A 22,264-nucleotide genomic window follows, 5' to 3' on the forward strand; every position below is an offset into this window, starting at 1 on the left:
ATTCCAATCATAAAGCACTTTGAAATAGACACTTAACATATATTTATTGAATCACCATAGCGGTGCTATGCCTCTTCAATATAAGTGCCTCTTTCTTTGCGCTTTATAGCTTTCATCACGATTCCTAATGCATAATCCAGGTTTAATAAACAAAAAAGAGCAGCCGAAGCTGCTCCTTAATCTTATCCTAAACCTTTATGCCAAGCTTATCTCTGGATAAGGACCTTTGTTGTTGTGGTAATATCTTCTTGAATGGTTTGCACCAAATACAAACCTGGTCGAACATGCGTAATATTGACCGGATCAGCAGCTCTCATCATTTGATCCACTACTACCCTACCATTGGTATTGATCAATTGAAGTCTGGCCATTCCTTCAAATCCAGCTACATTGAGCCAATCCGTGGCAGGGTTTGGAAATAATCTGATTTCCACCTGAGTGGGACCTACAGCTAGTACTTCTGGCTCGGTCACTTCAAAACTGGTACTCACTTCTTCTGCGGCATTGAATGCCTCATTGCCGCTTTGATTGGCAAATACTGTCACGATACCCGTAGAACCATCCAGCGTAATCGTCTGACCAGAAACCGTAGCTGGGCCTGTCACAGTGATTTCCACTTCCAGCCCTGAGCTGGCGCTTACCTCTACCTCAAATGAGGAATCTGTTGTCAGCTTATTTTCAATAGTGCCAAGAGTAATCGTCTGATCCTGCATTTCTTCGGCGAGGACAAAGAATGATACTGATTCCGAGGCTGCGTTGTAATTGGTGTTGGACGCTGCAGAAACGGTGACCTCCACCTCGCCGGCATCGCCATCCAAAGTAATCAAGCCAGTCTCAGAAATACTGGCCGGACCAGTAATCGTATAGGCAAGCGATTGATCAGAATCAATGTCTGCTGCTACAGTGAATGGTTCAGCATCAAAAGATTTATTATCAATCGTCTCAAGGGTCAAGACTGGATCCGCCTTCATTATAGTAAGCTCACCATCCACCAAATCAAAAGAGTAGTTGTCAGCAGACCCTCCTTCTATCGTGAGTGTGTAGACACCCGCATCGCTGGTATCTGTAGCTTCGGTGCTGACTGTTGGTTCGGAGGTCAGATCATCAGCAGACTCTTCATAGACAAACCCACTATAGTTATAAGTCAGCTCAGGCAATTCGGAGCCATAGGTGATACTCTTGTCATCAGCGGACACGGTAAGGACAGCCTTATCGACCGTAAATTCTACAGTGACAGGTTCAGCCTCGTTGTATGTGTCGTCTCCCGCTTGTAGCGCTTTGACTTCTGCCAGCCCCACACCGGTAAATGTCAGTGTGCCGTTTTCTAACGCCAGTGGCCCAGAAACGATTTCATAACTCACTTCAAGGCTACTTGACGCCGAGCCATTCAAAACACTCTCGTTGCCATAAACCTGATCTGACAAGGAGAAGCTGATAGTTTGTAGCTGTTTGTCGTTGACCTCGAAGGTGACCTGCTCCGCGGCAGCATTATAGTTGGTACTAGCCAAAGCACTTACTTCTACAGTCACCGTACCTAGCCCACCTGTGAGAGTTATAGTGTTGCCAAGAATAGTTGCAGGCCCAGATAGTATATTGTAGCTCAATTCAGATTCAGAATCTACACTAGCCTCCACCGTGAACGGATCCGCATTCTTCACCTTATCTGTAATGTCAGTCAGGCTTATGTTTTGATCAGCCTTCTCAATAGTAAGTGTACCCGCAGTGACAGATATTTCATAGTTGGTATCCTCGAGCTCTTCGATTGTGATCGCATAGCTGCCTACATCAGAGTCCTCATCTGCACTAGAGACAGCTTGTGGGAGCACATCGAGATTGTTTTCATCTTCACCTGCTATGAATCCGCTATACGAAATGGTGAATTCGGGATTGGCCTCTCCGTATGCTCTGCTCTGATCATCAACTATAGCAGACAAGTCTATTTTACCTATCGCTAATACTCCATTGATATAGTCAAAGGAATAATTGTTGGATGCTCCTCCGCTTACTTCTATAGGGTGATTGCCCGCAGGACTATACTTTGTAACGTCGGTACTTACCTGAGGAATGATATCAAGATCCGCATCTGATTCTTCGTTTTTGAATCCTTCGTACTCAATGCTCAATGTAGGATTGTCATCTCCATAGTTTTTGATGGTACTGACAGCATATACAGTCAGCTCGGCTTTAGTTATAGTCAATATTCCATCTTCATACTGATACTCATAGTTGTCATCTGATCCACCAGAAACGGATATTGTATATTCTCCTACCGTACTCTCTTCATCGGCCAATGTACTTCTGGTCGGTAGTGGTCCGGTAAGGTCACTTGAGTTTTCTCCATCGATGAAGCCGTCAAAAGACAATGAAAAAGCAGGGTTTTCGTCGCCATATTCTCTCGATTTGTCATCAGCTGAAGCGATAAGTGTTTTCCTGGTGATTTCTAATTCACCTTCAATCAGTGCTATCGTATAGTTGTCGTCCGAACCGCCAAGCACATCGATTTCATAAATGCCTACCCCCGAAAGCGCAGCAGCTGTTGTGGAGGTAGTTGGCAAAGTTTCTATTACCGCTATGGTCTCATCATATACAAACCCATCGTAGGAGATGGTCAATGCTGGATTGTCTTCTCCGTATGTTTTGGATTGATTGTCTGCGGTGGCCGTCAGCGTTTTCTTGGCGACCGTAAAATCTCTGTCCACTGATGTAGGTGCCAAATAGTTGTCAGATTCGGCTACAAAAGCACGGATAGTTACCTCACCAGTCCCAATGATGACAACCTGATCTTCATTCAGGCTTACGGCAGTTCCGCTTTCTATTGCAAACTGCACTTCATCACCAGACGGACTTACTGTCGCACTGAGCGTGAAAGAATCGTCTCCATAGGTTTTGGACGCCGGACCAGCAAAACTTATCGTCTGTGATGCTTTGTCAACGGTAAAATCCTGAGTCGCGGAGGCCGAATTGTAGTAGGTATTTCCAGCCTGAGTAGCAGTGATCGTCGTAGTGCCTGCTCCTACTATCGTAATCTGATTGGCTGATACAGTAGCTACGGTTGGATCAGAACTGGTATAGTCAATTCCAAGCCCAGAGGTAGCTGTTGCCACTTCGAACAGAAATGGTTGGTCGCCATAAGTTTTTGAATCTATTGGGTTCAGAGTTACGGTTTGATTCTGTTTCACTGGAGTGAAATTCCATGTTTCGTTATCCGTAATGTCGACAGGATTGCCCTCATCATCCTCTATACCTCCATTGATGTTGATATAAACTTCTACTCCCGGATCTAGATCCATTGGGATGTCATATGACACTGTATTTCCATCTATCGTGGCTCCATTGAAGCTCCAGTTGACTCCCAGCTGCTGATCGTCAGATTTTCTGAATATTCGGAAAATCCCTCCGCTTTGCAGCTCAACGCCTTTTGAAAAGGTAATCTCTAAATCATCAAACGGGCTCACATCATTTGCCTCGTCAGCTGGGCTCAGTGCTGATATTATACCCTCAGCAGAAAAACTCCAATCTCCTGATCCAATGGCTGGGGCAGGGTTACCCGACAAATCGATGACTACACCAGAAGCCGCCTCTATCGTATAATCTGTATGATAAATCAGATTGTTGGAAGGATTCAGCACGACAGTATTTCCACTAATGCTGACGTTAGGACCATCTACTGCGAGGGCTTGTACCAGTTGACCCGAACCGTCGCGTAGAAAATATGATCCACTGTTGATTTGTACCGGTTCGTTGTAGTTGATCTCGAGATTGGCATCAAGTGCAACTGCTCCTGAGGTACTAAAACCGCTAAGGATAGGAGACTCTTCATCTGGTGCCTCTGCAGTGGTAAATTCCCATGTGGTATCATCTGTCCAATTGCCCAATGGGTTGCTAGCCACATCTTGGATCGCATTGGCTCCTGTGTTGTTGTTTCTGACCCAATAGGTACTGAGATTAGACAGTAATGGTACATTGTTTAAAGTAATGGTGTTTCCACTCACAACTACATCAGATGTCCCCATCACAAATTCTTTTATCACTTCGTCCGCAGCGTTGAGCAATTCAAATTTTCCAGCTACACCGGAGTTTACAGTCTCTGAGAGCACCAGGCTCAGCTGCGATAAGTTGACAGCGATGTCTGATGCATCATTTTCAGGTGCTATACTTTGTATCGAAGGTGGCGCGTTGTCCACCGTGAATTTGTAGCTGGTGTCAAACAATTCATTGAGATCATTGCCCGCCAAATCTTCGAATGGAGTCGTACTCCAGCCTACATACACTTCGACTTCTTGCTGCGTAGAGAGTATCCCACTGCTAGGTGTTATGGTGATCACGTTTCCATCTATGGTAACATCTCCTGAAGATGGGTCAATGGTTTTATAGATGGTGCCTGGGTTGCTGAGATTTCTAATTCTGATCTCATCGTTTGGATAATTAGTCAGTTGCATGTCCTCGCTTAGGGTCAGCACGAGGGCTGAATTGTTAGCCACCTTCACTTGATCAATCGTGGGATCAAAAGATACAAGGGTTGGAGAAATGTTATCCAGCGTGGTAAAGGTCCATGAATCTTGGTCGGAGATTCCTCCGAAATCAATTCCGGAGCTTACTCCATTGATTCCACTATCGGTGATTTGGACGTAGTAGGAGGCGCTACCGTCCAACTCCGTATCAGGATTAATTGTCAGAGTATTGTCAGCGAATGTGGCTTTGGCGATATTCAGGTTGATTGTTTCAACTATGCTATCATCATTTTTAAAAATCCTAACATAGCCTGACTCTCCAGAATACTGAACGTTTTCGTTGAAGGTCACTACCAGGTCGTCGGTCGGATTCACTTCTATTGCACCATCTGCTGGAGACAATCCTGTGATGCGAGGCCCTGCTGTTGTGAAGGTCCAATCTCCCGGACTATTGCCTGCATATGGATTGCCAAGTATATCTGTGATACAAGTGTTGCAAACCAGCACATACATTTGCGTGGCAGTCGGGAGAAAACCTACTCCATAGAGATCGACCCCTTCTTCGCCTAATTCATTATTTTCATCATTGATGTCAATCGACTTGATCAGTTCATCTGTTGCTGAGTTTCTAATTTCAATATTTCCGGTGCCCAACAAAATATTTTCATTGAATTCGAAAAAGATGCCATCGCTTTCGATATCGGTAACCGATACATCTATTGAACCTGATTCTGGATATTCGTAGTACCAAACCGGTGGATCACTCTCATCATCCATAGTAGTGAAGGTCCAGACGGCCAAATCGTCGATTCCTTCGTATTTATTGCCGGCAGGATCCTCTACTACGCCTTCATCGACTAGAATGGCATAGTTGGTCTCAGGTAGCAAATTGGAGAAGGTGACGCTCAAGGTACTATTGAAAGTAGCCGAAGAATGATTGGCTTGCATGGAGGTGACGTCTACCGTCTCAACAATGGATGTGCCATCATGTAGGCTAATAAAACCTGTGCCAAGTAAGGTAGGTTCGTTGAATGCAATGCTGACATTATCGTTGACTAACACTCCTGTTTCTCCCTGAGATGGGGAATAAGAAGTGGCCATCGGTGGAGTATCGGCTTCTGCCACTGTCACCATCCAGTTTTGACCAGCTGCTTCATTTTCAGAGCTCACAAAATAGTTGACAGGATCTGTAAAGTCCTGCTCATCACCACTGGCTGGATTGACGGTGGCTCCAGGTGAAAGTGTAAAGGTTGGTACCAAGGCAGTAAATGGGGTGCCAGGTGTCACTTCTACAAGTACGGTGTGATTTACCTTGTTTATCACTGGTTCGTAGTACTGCTCTGGTATGGAGAAGGTAACAAAATCGGTCTTGGTATTGGCTACCTCATAAGCACCTTTGGACGGAATAAAAGCACTTCTGTTGGTTCCCAAAATGTCTGTGGAAATGCCATCTACGGGAATACCCCTCAGGTCATCATCTTCTCGTGACGCACCGGCCAGTGAAAGATCTCCTGTGCCTGCGTTTGTAAACTGTGGTGTACTGAACGTCGTGTTGGGCATATAGTTCAACACTTCCGATTCTAACTGATAATGGCCAAAACTGCCGTTGGTGACATATTCCCAGGTGCTTACTCCGTCGTCAGTCACACTTAGGTTGTTGTGAGAGATGGTCTGATTGCTATAGCCGCTGTAAAAGGTAACGGCTGCTTTGGTGGTCGCTGCGGTGTAGCTACGCTCTATGTTGATCAGGTTGTTCTGTACTTTGAGCGTACCAGAATTGTTGATCAAAGCAAGTCCTTTGACCTGGCTTGCTTCATATAATCCGGTGTTATCTCCATACAGATGTACGGTGTTATAGACAACCTCATTATTTTCTTTAGAACTGAGAGAGATACCTGTAAAAAAGGAAGCGGCCATAGAAATAGAATTGTTGAAGGCTGAGAGGCTATTAAAGGCAACAATTCCATTAAAAAGTTGTGGATCGGGGCTCCCTGTCTTTTTATACATGCTGTTGTTGCTAACCAATACACCTGTCGCACCATTCCACTCTACTGATATTCCATATGTGTTTTGACTATTGTCAAGTGCATCGACTTCAAACTCGCAGTTATCAATCAAAAGATTAGAAGACCCTCCACTAAGTGTCGAGGTACGAATCCCATATCCTCTGGAGATGGTGAATTTGCAATTTTTGATGGTTATATCATCACTTCTAGTCAGCGAGATGGCAGTAATATTATTGAAGTTTGTATTCTGATTATGAAAATGAAAGACACGGTTGCCGCTGCTTGGATCTGCACCATCGATGATTATATTATCTACATCCACCGTAGCCCACCAGATATTAGAATGTTCTGTAGGGATAAAGTCAACACTGGTCGCTCCCGCTTCCGGGCGAATGGTCACGTTGTAGGTTGGATCTGGATTGACGATATAGGCGGTCAGCACATCGGTATGTCCATCCAGCACTTCGAATACCACGTCTCCACTGATACCCAAAGCTTGCAGCTGATTGAAAGCGGTCTGTACTGATGCAAAATCACCAGCATCACCGATCGTATAGGTACCAGACATAGGTTGCCAGGTAAGGGTAATGGTCCAACTTCCCACGCTCCCACTTTCTGGTACTACCAAAAACACTTTGCCTACTCCAGACTCGAAATAATGTGGGCTATTGTTCGTCAGCGAGGAAGATGCTCCCTGCGAATAGGTGGCGGTAGTTTCCACATTAAAGCTTGCTGAGGCATCCATAGTCGCCGTGATCGTACGGCTCGGTGTATCAATTGTAGCATTGCCAATCTGTCCATCGGCGCTAAATGTCAAAATATCTTTACCCGTATATGCTGCACGTGTTGTGAAACTATTTCCTAAAAATGGATTGCCTTCGTTGTCATTTAGGTCTGCTATAGCTGGCCCGTCAAAATAATATTCCGTATTGTATTCAAGTATGGCCACCACATTGAAAATCATTTGATTGTCAACTATGGAGAGATTTTCATTGGATCCCCCTTGCGGCACTTGCCAACTCATCACTGAGCTACCATTTGAGACTCTTCGAAGATAAAATGTAGAGGTGGTGGCATCAGTCAATTGTACATCTTCATCGAAGGTAAATGTGATGACGGGCGAACGCTCAACTCCTGTAGCTCCGTCAACTGGAGAGATCGCTGTGATGATCGGAGGTGTATCATCTACATCTATGATCTGAATCGTAAATGCTCGCTCATAGGTAGCTCCGACATTGTCTGTCACTCTCAGTCGTATGCTTTTTGAAGTGGCGGTTTCGTAATCGAAAACTGTCGTAGTCTGGAGTTGATTGCCAACTAAAGTAAACGAGGTATTGTCAGTACTTCCAGTGCCGCTTACGAGTGCAAATGAAAGATCATCGCCATCATCAGAATCCACACCAGAAATGGTACCCACCATTGCTCCAGCGGCTTGTTCTTCTTCCACGCTACTGCTGGACAACGAAATATTGGTCGGTGCTCTATTCACCTGGAAGGTCCAGGAATCTGCGTTGGTGCCTGCAAAGTAGTTTTCTTGATTGTCGTGAAATATATTGTTGCCAATACTGACATAATATTGTGCGCCTGACACCAATCCGCCGTGCCCATCGAAGGGGATAGTATATAACCCTTTGTTGAGTATGGCATCTCGGGGATCAGTCTGGTCGATCAAGGTTTGGCCAGATTTTGTGATTTGATAAAGTCTAATATAGTCGTTGGCCTCGACGGATGCAGATTCGTTAAATCTGATGCTCACCTGATTTAGATTTGGGTCTACACCTTCTTCGTTGTTGGCGGGTACCAGGCTAGACACCACCGGTGCATCGACTTCTGTTTTGGTGGTAAAATTCCAGGTTTCGTGGTCTCCATAGGCGATTCCTTCAAAATTTCTATTGTTGCCATCTTTGAAGGCCTGACTCGGAATATAGATATGAAGGTCCTCGCCATACGGCAATGTCGTCGAGCCTCTTTTGAAGGTGATTGTATTTCCTGAAATCTCCATATGGCTAGGTACGCCGGTAGAAAATCCCTGGATGTCTGTATTGCTGCCATCTCTAATTTGAACCCACCACGTAAGTGTCCCCTTAAAAACGGGTTGATTAAACGTAATAGAAAAGTCTTCATTGGGTCTTGGGTCTATGAATCCAGCATCATCTGATGGTGAAGTAGACACTATATAGAGGTCCGAAGATCTAGTAGTAAATCTCCAGGTGGTACTATTATTAAAGTCTGCGAGCTTGTTTCCAGCGGCATCTTTTACTAAGCCCTGTGCACCTGTATAGTTTTGAATATAGTAGGTCTGACCGTAAGAAAGTGGGGCTACATTATTTAGCGTAATCGTTGAGCCAGAAATAGTAATGTCGGATTCGTCTATTTCAAATGACTGAATGACACCTCCTGAAAGATACCTTAGGTTTAAATGATCATAGGTATCTAATAAATCACCATTGGCAAAAATTGGCTCACTCAGTGTAAGTGTCAGTGATCCTATGTTAGGATCTACGCTGGTCGCGTAGTTGCCTGGCGACATAGATACTATGGTCGGTGGATCTGTGTCGGCTGGATTGGCATGTGTTGCGAAGGTCAAGACCAGGCATATGAAGAATAGCAGGATTCCCAGAAGTACCTTGTCTATATACAACCAGTGAAGTTTGAGTTTTTCGACTAGAGGATTTTTAAATGTAGAATTAGAATTCATGGCATAAAAGTTTAAGTTTCTATGCCGAATTTCGTTTTTCACTATGGTAGTTTACCTATACCCAGGGTCTAGTTTATTACCTACCCAAGTGGGTAGTTTTGTCAAAAACAGCGATTAATGCTCCTGAGTGGCATTTTTTGTTTTATGAAAAAACAGCAGGGTTGTATGTTTTGTTGGCTTTTTGATTTCGAAAGCAGAAAATACAAAATCAGTTATAACAAATAAAGGGCAGCCGAAGCTGCCCTAATACTTATCCTAAACCTTTATGCCTAGCTTATCTATGGATAAGAATTTTCGTTGTTGTGGTGATATCATCATGGATGGCTTGCAGCATATACAAACCTGATTGCAATTGAGTTACATTTATTCGATCCGCAAGACTAATCTTTTGGTCAAGTACTATTTTCCCATCTATATTGAGCAACCGAACTTGTACTTGTCCTGACTTCGCACCTTCTATTTTTATCCATTCTGTGGCAGGATTTGGATATACTTTCCACAAGGAAATAGGATCGTTGATACTGGTGATCGTCTGCGCTTCCTGAGTGACTGATACTCCCCAATCTTCGGTGGTCACGCCATCTTCTGCCATTACTGTATATATAACTTCTGATGAGAAATCCTGAGCACCTTCAGGTGTCATAGTTGCACCGGTTGATAAAGTGATCGCTGGCACAAGGTTGGTTACATCCGTTCCGTTTGTCACCTCAATAGTCACGGTATGATTGGTCGCATCTATAGTGGCCTCGCTGGTTTGCTCGGTCAGTACAAAAGTCAAAATATCTGTCGCATTGCTTCGTGCCGCTGTGACGGATACCTGCCATTCTTCTGAGCTCGTAGGTTCTTCTGCTGTGATGACATAAGTGACCGCGCTACTAAAGTCCTCAACACCTTCAGGGGTGATACTAGCACCTGCTGAAATTGTGATTTCTGGTGTTAGGTTAGTCAAGTCTGTACCGTTAGCTACTTCTATACTTACCGTATGAGTCGACGTATTGATGACAGCCTCACCTGTCTGCTCTGCAAGCACAAATGTGAGAATATTGGCATCGGTAGACTCGGATAGATCTTCTATGGATATGGTCAGCTGCTGAATCAACGCATGTCCATTGCCATCGTCGGTCATCACCAGAATAGAATAGCTGTTTTTCAATTCGTAATTAAAGCTTTCTTTTGCACTTAGTTCATCTCCAGAGATGGAAAACGAACCATTGTCATCATCTCCCTCTCCAGCAACGAAGTCGTAGGTGAAGCTGCCAGACAAATCTTCGCCAGAAGTAGAAAAGATACCTACCAAAGTGGCTGCAGGCTCATTTTCAGTAACTGTTGAAGCATCTAGGGTAATGGCCGTGACCGAGGCTGGTAGGTCATTTATAGTAATACTAAAACTATCGGTCCAGGTATTGCCTCCTGCATCTGTGGTAGTAATGTCTATCGAATAATTAGTCGTGGTTTCAAAATCAAAGGCGACTTTACTTCTTAGCTCATCTCCTACAATAGTAAAATTAGACGACTCTTGGGTACGGCAGACACTACATCCATCTGACACCGTGTAAGTGTGTGTATCTCCAGTGTCTACATCTTCTGTGGAAAGAATGCCAATTAAAGTGCCTACAGGATTACTCTCATCAATGGACTGGTTAGAAAGTTGAATATCTGTTGGTGCCTCGTTTACATCGTTGATGGTAATGGTCAACGTTTTTTCAAACAGGCCGCCGTTTCCGTCGTTGGTTTGGAGACGAATGTTGTAGCTGCTTTTAGTTTCGAAATCAGCAGAAGGTATGAGTAGAAGCTCATCTATATTGATATCGAATAGTGCATTATCATCATCTCCTGCTCCTGAGGTAAAGGTATAGGTGAAACTATCTGAAAAACTGGCGTCCTCCGACGCGAGATCTCCCACTACCGAATTCGATGTGAGATTTTCATCGATACTTGTTTCGGATAGCAAAATGTCTGTTGGGTCTGCGAGCGCTTCTGTGACGGTGACGTCCCAATCTTGTTCTCTGCCATCTCCTGCTGTTGATCTGTAAGTCACTACCGAACTGAAATCCTGTACTCCCTGAGGGGAATAAGTGGCCTCACTTGATAGCGAAACGGTAGGAGTCAATGAACCGATATTCGTACCTGCTTCGACTTGTAATACGATGGTGTAATTATCATAATCAATAGTGGCCGGTGCGGTCTGGGCAGAATGTACGAACGTTAGAATGTCTGTCTCATAATTGCCACAGTCGATACTAAAACCAACTCCAGAGTCTACATCTGTAAAATTGGCAGTGGCATAGGTAACATCATCTACGGTCACACAGATCAGATTTGGGTTATTCTCAAGATCCAAATCCCCAATGATTCCATTATTTCCATTTGCCATATTGAATCCATATAAGTCATTGTCATACGCATACACAGATTCGATCAGGCCGTTTTCACTAAAATCAAGAAATGTGATTTGATTTTCATAGATATCGACCGAATTCAATTGTGGGTTGTTACTAAAATCAACACTTGTGAGAAGATTGTCATACAAATAGGTCTCTTCTAGCAGCGGATTTCCACTTAGATTAATTGAAGCCAATTGATTTTCATACAAATAAGCGTAGAGAAGGTCCGGACTCTCAGTCAGGTCAAGGGCAGCCAAATTGTTAGCAGCAGCATTTAGCTCGATCAGGTTTTCTTGATTGCTTAAGTCTAGAGATGTGAGCTGATTTCCATTGACATTTAGTTCTAACAAGCCCGTCAGTGGTGAGAGATCGACCGATGATAGTGAGTTTGCCGAAACCACCAGTTCGGTGATAGAGGGGCTATTGCCAAAGGTGATGGAAGTATGACCATTATTCCTCAAATTCACATATTCAAGTGCAGTATTTTGACTCAAGTCAAGAGTGGTTAATAATTCGCCTTGAGAATCCGCTATCAATAATCTCATTAGGGCTGTATTTGCGGATAGGTCTACGCTTGATAGGCTGGTCATTTGAAGTTCCAAATCTTCCAATGCAGTATTCTGACTAAGATTAACTGAAGTGAGGGGATTGCTGCTCAGGTCGAGTGTGACCAGATTGACATTGCTGGTCAAATCAATACTTACGAAGCTATTATTCGTTGCCGAAAGGCTGGTAAGTAATGGATTGTCCGAGAGGTCTAGTACGCTCCATGAATTGTAGTTACATTCCAGGGTTTCAAGATTAGGATTGCTGGATAAATCAATAGAACTCAATCCGGAGGCTGTAACATTCAGATTTTCTAAGGCGGTGTTTGCACTGAGGTCGAGCTCAGATATGCCTCCGCTAAATAGGGCTGAAACGTTCAGATACTCCAGGTCAGTAAATGTGTTTACCGTGATTTGATTGATGGCGTTGCTATATACTTCAAGACCGATGATATTTTCAAAACTTTCTAGTCCGGTTAAATCTGTAATCAGTTTGCTTCCTAGAAAAAGAGTGCCATTGTACGCGGTGATTTCATCCAACTGAAGGATACCATCGTCGTCTGTATCGATGACGGGATCATGGGCTAAAAGCGCCTCACGGAGTTTGGCATCGGGCATGGCAGGAGGGCATTCTTCCTCGGACAAATACGTATTAAAATTAGTTGTCACTCTGGACGTTGCATAGGCTATGCTGTGTACTTTGACGCATAGAAGGTTCATATTATTAGTCAGATTGACTGTGCTGTAGCTTGTCACAGGAGATAGATCCAATGAAATTAGTTCATTATTGAGAAGGTAAATTTCATCAAGATCCGGATTGTTGCTGAAATCTACGGTGGTCAATTCGTTGTTGCCTGCACTGAAAAATGTGAGGTTCGGATTATTCGAAAGGTCGACAGTTGAAATATCATTTCCTCCGATATAAAGCGTAGTTAGTTTAGGGTTGTTAGATACATCTACTGCTGTGAGGGAAAGGCTGGTAATGTAGGAAATCTCAAGATTGCTAAGTGTAGACATGTTTACTTCGGGTAAATCATTATTGTTGAAGAGCCTTAATTCATCGAGGGCTATGTTTTGTGTCACATCAATGGACTGAAGGTCGTTGTTGCCAGCAAATAAGTAGGTAATATTGACAAATGCTTCTATCCCTTTCAGGTCAGTAATTGAAGAATTGTTTCCTACGCTCAGGTCATCGGTGAATGCAAATGCCTCACTCACCTGAACCTCCCCGTCATCATTGAGATCTATGTCTGGCGAATGGCTGATAAGCGCTGTTTTGAATGCGGTATTTGGAATGTCTACAATACAATCGGTGCTAAACCCAGTACCGGCTGGAATGTTTGTCCAGTTGGATTGTGAATAGGTGGGATTGTCTACGGTAATACAACTCAAATCATCATTGCTACTTGCATCGAAAGACGAGATGGAGGTGTTGGCTCCATTGTCGACTTTTAAAACTGTAAAAGCATTGTTAGAGACGTTGACAGAAGTCAAGGAAGCATTGGCACTAAGGTCTAGTGTCTTAATTTGGTTGTTGCTAACATTTAGTCCGGATAGATTCACAAATGCGTCGATACCTACCAGTGAAAGTATTCCGCTGTTGCTAACATCTAACGAACCAGTCTGAGCAATGGCTTCTGAATTCTCGATTTTACCGTTAGCATTGGTATCAATACTCGGCGTGATGGCAAGCAGAGCTGCTTCGAAGTTGGAATCGGGAAACTTTACTGAAGGATCATCACAATCATTTTCAAAAGTAATACCTGGATCAGCGGTCAGCTGACTGGAAGCCGGGTTGTCCGCATCATGGACTGAGACGCAGGCGAGACTCGGATTGCTGACTACGTTTAAGTCAAAAAGCTGGCTTCCAATGTTTGCATTTAATGACGATAAACTGTTATTGAAGACATACAGTCTTGACAAGCTTGGAAACATACTGATATCTAAGGAGGTCAATGAATTGCTTCCAACGTTCAAGGAAAATAAGTTTAGCGCTTGGGCCGGTAAGGTCAGGGATGTAATACTATTGCTGTATGCGCGTAGTGAAATAAGATCCTCGTTACTACTTAAATCTAGCGAGGTGAGGCCATTCAAATAGATATTGAAATACTGCAAGCTAGGGTTGCTGCTGACATCTATGCTGGTGATTGAGTTCTGTGAGAGATATAGCCGTTCTAGTTTTGGTAGGTCGGTTACATCTATGGAGCCAAGATTACACTGTTCGGCATATAAATAGATAAGTTCGGTATTCTGACTTACATCGATACTGGTGAGGTTGCTGTTCAGGCCTATATTCAGCGTGCTGATATTAATAAAGGCTTCAACACCGGTCATATCCGTGATTGCTTTTGACGAGACATCTAGTGTGCCACTGAATGCTTCGGCTTCGACGATTTGAATTTCATCATCATCATTGGTGTCGATTACCGGAGTATGTACGATTAAGGCGGCTTTGAAATTGGCGTTTGGAATATTGACATTTTGCGCTTGTGCAAACCATCCGATGGACAGGATAAATATCAATGATAGTAATTTTTTCATGGCATAAAGTTTTTTGCTTTTATGCCATCGAAATACGCTGAAATGCTAAAGATTCTACCTGACCCAATGGGTTAGTTCTTCGCTACCCAGTCGGGTAGTTTTTAGCAAATCGCTGATTATCAGCTAGTTTTGAGCATGTATTGGAATGCCTCTTTTCGGTTGGAAACTCCCATTTTTGAATAGGTGTTGCGTAGATGAAATTTGATTGTACTCACTGATACAAACAAAAGCTCAGATATTTCAGGATTTGTCTTCCCTTCCAGACTCAGCTTAAGCGCTTCGAATTCCCTTTCTGTGAGTGGATTGTGAAGCTTGCCATTCAACTCTTCAAAATCTAGTGATACGGCCAAATCTGATGGGCTGGAGTGCAATTCCATAAATCTTTTTTTGAGTGCATCGATTTGCAATTCTTGTGCTTCTCGCTCCGCTTTTTGTTTTTTGTACTTAAGGATAAAAAAAACGATCAGTAACAAAATAGTCAGCACACTCCCGACTACTATGGCTACTTGTGCGTTTCTACTACTAGCCAAATTGGCTACTTGCAGTTGGTTTTCAAGTTTCAGTTTTTCTATTACCACTTCCTTTTTTTCCGTTTCATACTTAGTCTCCAATTCGGCTATTCTCTCTCTGGTTTCGGCAGCATTCAACGAATCGTTGATGGTCACATACACTTTATACTCTCGAAGAGCCTCCGCGGGCAATGCCTTCCTTTCAGCTATTTGAAATAATAAATAGCGGGCGTTTTTAGAATGAATGGGAAAATTTTGATTCAGAGAAATAGTCAATGATTCCTGTATCCTTTTTTCTGCGGTGGCCAATTTGCCTTGCTCCAAATAGATTTCGGCGAGACCCAAGAGGGTATGTGCTCGATTTGCTGCATCACCGAGGGCTTCTGCCAGCATAGCAGCTTTTTCGTTGTGCTGGAGTGCCAGGTCCAATTGATTCTTCTTTTTGTAGATATTGCCCAGTGTATTTTCTATGTAGATCAGCGTGGTCGTGTCTTGTAAGATTTCCATAAACACGCTCGCCTTTTGATTGTAGCTAAGGCTTACGTCCAGACTATCCATGGCTTGATAGACTATAGCCAGCCGGAGATAGTCATAGGCAATCTCAGAGGTATCTCCTATTAAAATTGCCTTGTCCAGTGCTCTTCTGGTATAGGTCTTGGCAGAAGTGTAATCTTTCAACTGATAAAATATTCCTCCGGTGTTTCCTAATATTTCAGCCTCTGCCAGCTCGAAGGCACGTCCTCTTCCCTCCTCTGCGATGGCCAGCGCTTGCTGAAAATAGTTTAAAGAGGCTTCGTGTTTCCCCTGTATTCTATGCAAGATCCCTAAGGAGCTATAGGATCTCATCAACCGTACTTGATCACCAGCAGCTTTTGCCAATTGCTGACATTTTTCCAGGTAATAAACCGAAGAATCGGCCTGACCGAGTTGGCCGTAGCTGATCCCTAGCTGAAGGTAAAATCTGACCTGAAGCGTATCATTTTTTTCATCGAGTGAGGATTTCAATCGAGTGAGGATTTCTAAATTTTCGGATGGATTCTGTCCTTGCTCGACTTTTTCCAAATCCACCAGCCAATTTCTTCCAGAGTCAGACTGAGCAAGTGATGGTGTTGCTAAAAAGAATAGGCCGAAGATCAGGTAGATGTGCTTAAAAATTGACGTCATTAATATCTTGTCTGTTTCAATCGATAGATGAAACTAAGCATATTAATTGAAAGCTTTGTTGAATTATTATGTGACGTATATTTATTTTTTCCTTAACACGTAGCCCAAGGCTTGCTTTCGATTGGAAACACCCAGCTTATCGTAGATGTTTTTGAGATGGTATTTGACGGTGTTTACAGAGACAAAGACTTTTTCAGCAATTTCAGAATTATTCAAATCCCCTATGGCATGACCTAGTATCTCAAACTCCCGATCTGTCAATGGTGCGGAGAGGCATTCGTTGATTTCGCTTAAATCTACCTGCAAATTAGATGCATCTCCTTCTAGCAATACCTTGATGTGTTCTCTAAGGTCGAGGAGATCATTTTCTAACCTTTTATTTTTCTCACGTAGATTTTTTCGTACCAGATAAAAGCTTGCGATCAATACAATGAATAGGGCAAGACCTCCTGTGGTCAACCAAACCAGTTTGCTACTTTTGTCTTCAAGTCTTTGATGTGTAGATTGGTTACTCTGGATCAAGATCTGATTCTCCTGCTCAAGTTTATCAAATTTTACTTGCAGTGCGAGCCTATTTAGTTGCTCTTTGTTTGTGAATTCGTTCAAAGAATTCTCAAGTTCCTGCAACTTCAATTTCACTTCTTCTGCGGCCTTATGATCGCCTATTTTAGCGAACAATTCGGATTGAAGCTTATAATTGTCTCTGAGGTTTTTGATATTCCCAAGTTGCTCGCATTTGTGCTGATTTTCAATCAAAAGCTCTTGTGCCTTATCCAGCATCATCATTTCACTGTAAGTCATGGCCAGCACATTGTTGGAAAGAATCAGATATTGACTGTCGCCTTTTTTAGTATAGAATGCGTTGGCTCGCTCGGCAAAATCTACCGCTTTGCTATATTGTCTCTCCTTTGTTTTTAGCTTCGCCAATTCAAGCCAGCAACTAGCCAGACGCCATTGATCCTTTATTTCTACATATTCTTTTTCTGCTGCTTCTAAATAAAATGATGCGCTATCGAGCATGCCACGCTCAAGAAAAATACTTCCTACCTGCTTTACTCTATTGGCATGGGAGTTGGCATTACCTCCGCCGGGAGGAAGCAAAACCAAAGATTCTTTTGCATAATAAAGGGCATTATCCAGATCTCCTATCTGAAACTTGAGCTCACTCAAAAAACCCAAATCAAAACCCAAGGCCACAGTATCTTTTAAAGCCAGATCCATTTGATAGGCACTGTCCAACAACTTAATCGCATTTTCAAAATCACCAAGGTATTGATAGAGAGTACCAAGGTTGTAGTACTGCTGGGCGCTTTCTACTGAGTCATTGATACTTTTGGCAATTGAGAGCGACTGCTCATAATGAGGAAAGGCCTTCTGATACAAGCCCATTTCTCGATAGCAAAACCCAGCGTGACTGTAGCATTCTACTAATAATAAATCGTTCCTGATCTCTGACTGTTCTCCTGCGTGAATGGCTTGAAAATAGTTTTCTAGGGACAACTCGAGCTCTCCCAGATAGTACCAGGCATCGGCTCGTAACTGGTACAGTCGAGCCGTTTCAAATTTTGAAGAAATCAGTAATAGTGAATCCGTTTGTCGAATGACCTCATCGTACTGCTTATTGGCATAAGCCTCCTCTATGGATGACTGGCCACTGGCTGGAAAACTCACCAGAGCCATAAATAAAGTAAAAAAACTAAGAGGTCTTGACCACATATTCCAGTGCTTCATTTTTATTATTCACACCAAATTTATTATAGACATTCCCCAAATGAAATTTAATTGTACTTACAGATACAAAAATTTTGTCTGCTATTTGCTTATTGGTCATTCCTGTCAGGCTCAGCTGTAGCACTTCGTACTCCCTTTCGGTCAGTGGATTGACCAGGCGCTGATTCAACTCATCCAGCTGTAGATGCAGATCGAAAGTCGTAGGTCCATTTACTAGTTCAAGATATCTTTTTTGTAGAGCTTCATACTGAAGATGCTGGGCCATTTGATCGGCACGCTGTTTCTTTTTATAAAAAATGAAAAATACTACAGCCAAGATGACTACAAAGGCGGCGCCAGAAGAAACCATAATAATTTGCCATCGGGCCTCCGACAATTGAGCTTCCGATAGTTCTTGTTTCATAGTCAGTCTTGCAATCTGATCTTCTTTCTTTTTTACATCAAATTTGGTCTGAAGCTCATGTACTCTAATGGATCTCTCTTTTGAATTGATGGAATCGGTCAATTGCTTGTATTGCTCATAGTAGCTAAGTGCCAATGCATCGGCCTGGGTCTGTTTGGCCAGCTGACTTAGCAGCATATAGGTCTCTGCCTGCTCCTCCAATTTTCCCTGTTCCAGATATTGCTCCAATCCCAGTAAATAATGTGCTTTGGCTTGTGCTACAGATCCTTTTTTTAGTGCCAGATTTCCTTTGTTTATGGGCAATTGATCAAGATTGTAATTGAGAAGTAAGCCTACCTTTTCTGAGAGGAGCAAATAGTACTCTGCTGAGTCATAATTAGATAGTTTCAAATGAGCCGTACTCATATATTCATAGCAATGTGCCAACGCCACCGAATCATTGTGCAACTGGATAAGTTTTATGGATTGATGCAGACTATCAAGTGCTTCACTTGGCCTATTCACATCTAGTAGATAGCGTCCTATTTTTAGATGGCTCCGTGGTCTGAGATTGTTGGTTTTCACGCCTATCCGGTTGCTCCTGATCACGTAGTCCAACGCCTTGTCGTGCTCACCCAGCTGTGCATATATGCCGCCGATATTGCCCAGGATCATGACATGGAAGGTGTAAAATTCTTCACCGTCATTTTTCTCAGTCAGCTCCAACGCAGCCTGATATTTTTCCAATGCCAAATGATAAAATTGCATCCCCCAATACACGTTGCCTTGGGCGATCAAAGTACCTACATGATTGACAGGAAGGTTGCGAGTACTAGATATGACAAGAGCCCTTGATAGAAAATAATGTGACGAATCAAATTTTCCGAGTTGACCAAAAGCAGATCCATAGAAATAGTACAAGTCAGCTCGAAGGCTATCGTTTTTGCAATCTTCAATATTGCCAATCTGACTGAGTACCTCCATCACCTTGTATGGATTACGATTGCGTTCTATCTTTTTTAGGCTAGCAGCATAGAGCGTATCGTCAGGAGAAATGACAAAATTGGCTTGAGCCAAAAGGTGGTTTTGCCAAACAGCAAAAAATAAATAAAGTACCAGGGTGGAAAATGGTTTCATGCTAAATATTAGAATTCAAAAGCGGTGTAAATATGCGTTATGAAGATAAAATATTTTTCCACTGCTGCTTATACGTTCGATGTCTCCGACTGACCTCTGGTATACTCATACACTATGGTCAACAATTCAATCGGATTAAATGGTTTGGACAGAAAATCATTCATCCCAACTTCGGCAATTTTCAACTTTACATTTTCATAGGTATCTGCCGAAACTGCGACGATAGGAATGTTTTTTAGCTCCAGATTATCCAATGATCGGATGGTGGACGTGACCTCATAGCCGTCCATTTCTGGCATTTGCAAATCCATAAGAATCAGATCATAGTCGGCATTAAACACCTGCTCCAGTGCCAGTTTTCCAGAAGTTACCACATCACTAATTAGCCCCCATTTGTCGAGGAATTTTTTAGCCATCATGAGGTTTATTTCATTGTCATCTACGACAAGTACTCTCTTGTCCCTGACTTTTTCTTTCATCATGACATCGTCTACCACTACTGCGGCGTTGGCATGGCCCGCTTCTTCCATATATAGGGAGAAGTAGAATTTCGACCCTCGTTTTACCTTGCTCTTTACAAAGATTTGACTATCAAAAAGTTTGATCAGTTTTTTAGTAATGGCAAGCCCAAGGCCCGTTCCCCCGTACTTCCGAGTGGTATCCGCATGAGCCTGAGTGAAGCTTTCGAAAATGAGTTTCAGCTTATCTTTAGATATGCCAATACCCGTATCTTCCACAGCAAACTCAAGTTTTACACGCCCGTTGCCTTTTGCCAAAAGATGTATGAGGAGCTTTATTTCCCCTTTAGGGGTAAATTTAAAAGCATTGCTGATTAGATTGTTGAGTATCTGAGTAAGTCTGGCAGGATCTCCTTTCAACATAGAGGGGATGTTGTGATCGATCAGTATGTTAAAGTTTACTCCATTCTCCGCTGCTTGCTGCTCATAGGTATTTCCCAACCCTTTGGTCAGTTCTCTCAAATGAAAATCAATATGTTCGAGCTCCACGTTGCCTGATTCTACCTTACTATAGTCAAGGATATCGTTGATAAGTATGAGTAGATTTTCTGACGAAAACTTTAAGGTCTTCAAGTGCTCCAGTTGAGTTTTCTTGGGGTTTTCATCCAGCAGCAGGTGTATGGTTCCTATGACGGCGTTCATAGGAGTCCGGATCTCATGGCTCATCACCGATAGAAAATCTGACTTAACCCGGGCAGCAGTCTCTGCTTTTTTGATTGCCCTTTTCAATTTTTTATTCTTTTTCTTGATCTTCGTCGTCCTGTGATCAATGATTTTTTCCAACTCTTCCTTCTGCCATTGCGCCAGACTTTCGTTTACTCTTAGTTGATCTATCTGCTTGTTTAGTGCCTTGCGCCGTTCTTTTTCCTGAATCTTCTTACGCTGTGCGAGTCCCAGAGAGAAAACCACAATCTCCGCAAGCAGACCATATTTCACAAAATTGGCTTGTGAGCTGGAAGGGTCCCATAGTATAAGGTCTATGAGCGCCATGATGATCATGGCGGCGGTACCATAAATAAAGTACTTCACCATCTCATATTTAGAATCATAGATTCTATAGATCAGACCTATTACCAACAAGACATTTACAAGTACAGCTGCACGCAGCACATTAGTTACCAGATAAATTTCTTTCGTGAAGTGTATGATTGCAAGGCAGATCACAAATAGCGAAAAATTTGACCAAGCAGTGATAGTGGTCCATTTGTGGTATACTGTAAAGTGTTTTTTGACACTTATAAAATCATTGATAAAAACCCAATAGGCTCCAGCGACCAGGATCGATGTAGGAATAAAATAGATGGTAAGCCACGGCGTATGGTTGAGGAAATACTCGCGAAGTATATCAGTTAGAAACAAATAGTTGATGGCTGTACAAAACAGATAGGCCCCATAATACAAATAGATTTTGCTTCGGGTAGACCCAAACATGAAGAGATTGTAGAGCATGATGATCCAGAATAGGCCCTGAAAAATAAAGTCTACGAAATGTGTGTCCAGGATTTTATATACCCAATCTGATCCACTGGTAAAGTGTAAGTCAAATTCCGGGTCGTTGTGTATGATCTCCTGTATACGGATATACAGATCTTGTTTAGTGTTGGCACTCATCAGCAACGGCACATAATAGCTACCCTTCGGTACTGATTTCACCTCTTCTGCACGGAGATATCCACTTTGCTCATGCTGAACCAGAGAATCATTTTCTACATAGTAGCAATCGATGTAATCGTTTTTCCCGACATACAGGAGATAGAGCTTGATGTAATCCTGATTGTTTTCAACTGTCAGCTTTCCCCAGTATACTTTATCCTTGGTCAGTGGACCTGTTTGAGGAAGAAAAGGTGGGTTTCTCAATAGAATATCTGAGATAGTCAACTCACCGGTCGGGTCTATATATATACCCAGGTGGTCATTGAGAGATAAGGAGTCATTGAGAAAGTACTGCGGATGTACTACCTGATCATTTGAGGCATATGCTTGAATCCCCCATAAAAGGATCAGCAGACTCCAATAAAACTTAGCGTTTTTCACAGTAGATACATTTTGCTAAAACTTGCCAAAAGTTAATCATTTTATTAATCAACCCAATCCTATCAATCTTCCACTATTCAATGATATTGTAATTATATTTAAACCTGAAATATGCATTAGAAAATCTATGCCAATCATAAAGCACTTTGAAATAGACACTTAAC

Annotated in this window: 6 protein-coding genes; all 6 read right to left on the reverse strand. The window is 42.7% G+C overall.

All coding sequences use genetic code 11. The annotated features are described in order from the left end of the window. Positions 1–206: 206 nt before the first annotated feature. The 6 genes from ABJF11_RS05850 to ABJF11_RS05875 all read right to left on the reverse strand — a co-directional run bounded on the left by ABJF11_RS05850 (position 207) and on the right by ABJF11_RS05875 (position 22,100). Positions 207–9,155, reverse strand: a complete 8,949-nt coding sequence (locus tag ABJF11_RS05850) for an Ig-like domain-containing protein (protein ID WP_348118732.1) — start codon at positions 9,153–9,155, stop codon at positions 207–209. A 274-nt stretch (positions 9,156–9,429) separates the two neighbouring features. Then, positions 9,430–14,625 (reverse strand): T9SS type A sorting domain-containing protein, encoded by a 5,196-nt coding sequence (locus ABJF11_RS05855; protein ID WP_348118733.1) that lies wholly within the window; start codon positions 14,623–14,625, stop codon positions 9,430–9,432. Positions 14,626–14,744: 119 nt separating this feature from the next. Continuing rightward, entirely contained in the window at positions 14,745–16,298 is a 1,554-nt protein-coding gene (locus ABJF11_RS05860) for a tetratricopeptide repeat protein (protein ID WP_348118735.1), read from the reverse strand. An 81-nt stretch (positions 16,299–16,379) separates the two neighbouring features. After that, the gene (locus tag ABJF11_RS05865; RefSeq protein ID WP_348118736.1) at positions 16,380–18,029 is read right to left on the reverse strand and encodes a tetratricopeptide repeat protein; all 1,650 of its coding nucleotides are present in this window, start codon (positions 18,027–18,029) and stop codon (positions 16,380–16,382) included. Next, positions 17,995–19,548 (reverse strand): LuxR C-terminal-related transcriptional regulator, encoded by a 1,554-nt coding sequence (locus ABJF11_RS05870; RefSeq protein WP_348118737.1) that lies wholly within the window; start codon positions 19,546–19,548, stop codon positions 17,995–17,997. Before ABJF11_RS05870 ends, ABJF11_RS05865 begins: the two co-directional genes overlap by 35 nt. 68 nt (positions 19,549–19,616) lie before the next feature. Then, positions 19,617–22,100, reverse strand: a complete 2,484-nt coding sequence (locus ABJF11_RS05875) for a response regulator (protein WP_348118739.1) — start codon at positions 22,098–22,100, stop codon at positions 19,617–19,619. Positions 22,101–22,264: the final 164 nt, after the last annotated feature.

It is taken from the genome of Reichenbachiella sp., from assembly GCF_039941815.1.
In the GTDB taxonomy this organism is placed as follows: Bacteria; Bacteroidota; Bacteroidia; order Cytophagales; family Cyclobacteriaceae; genus Reichenbachiella.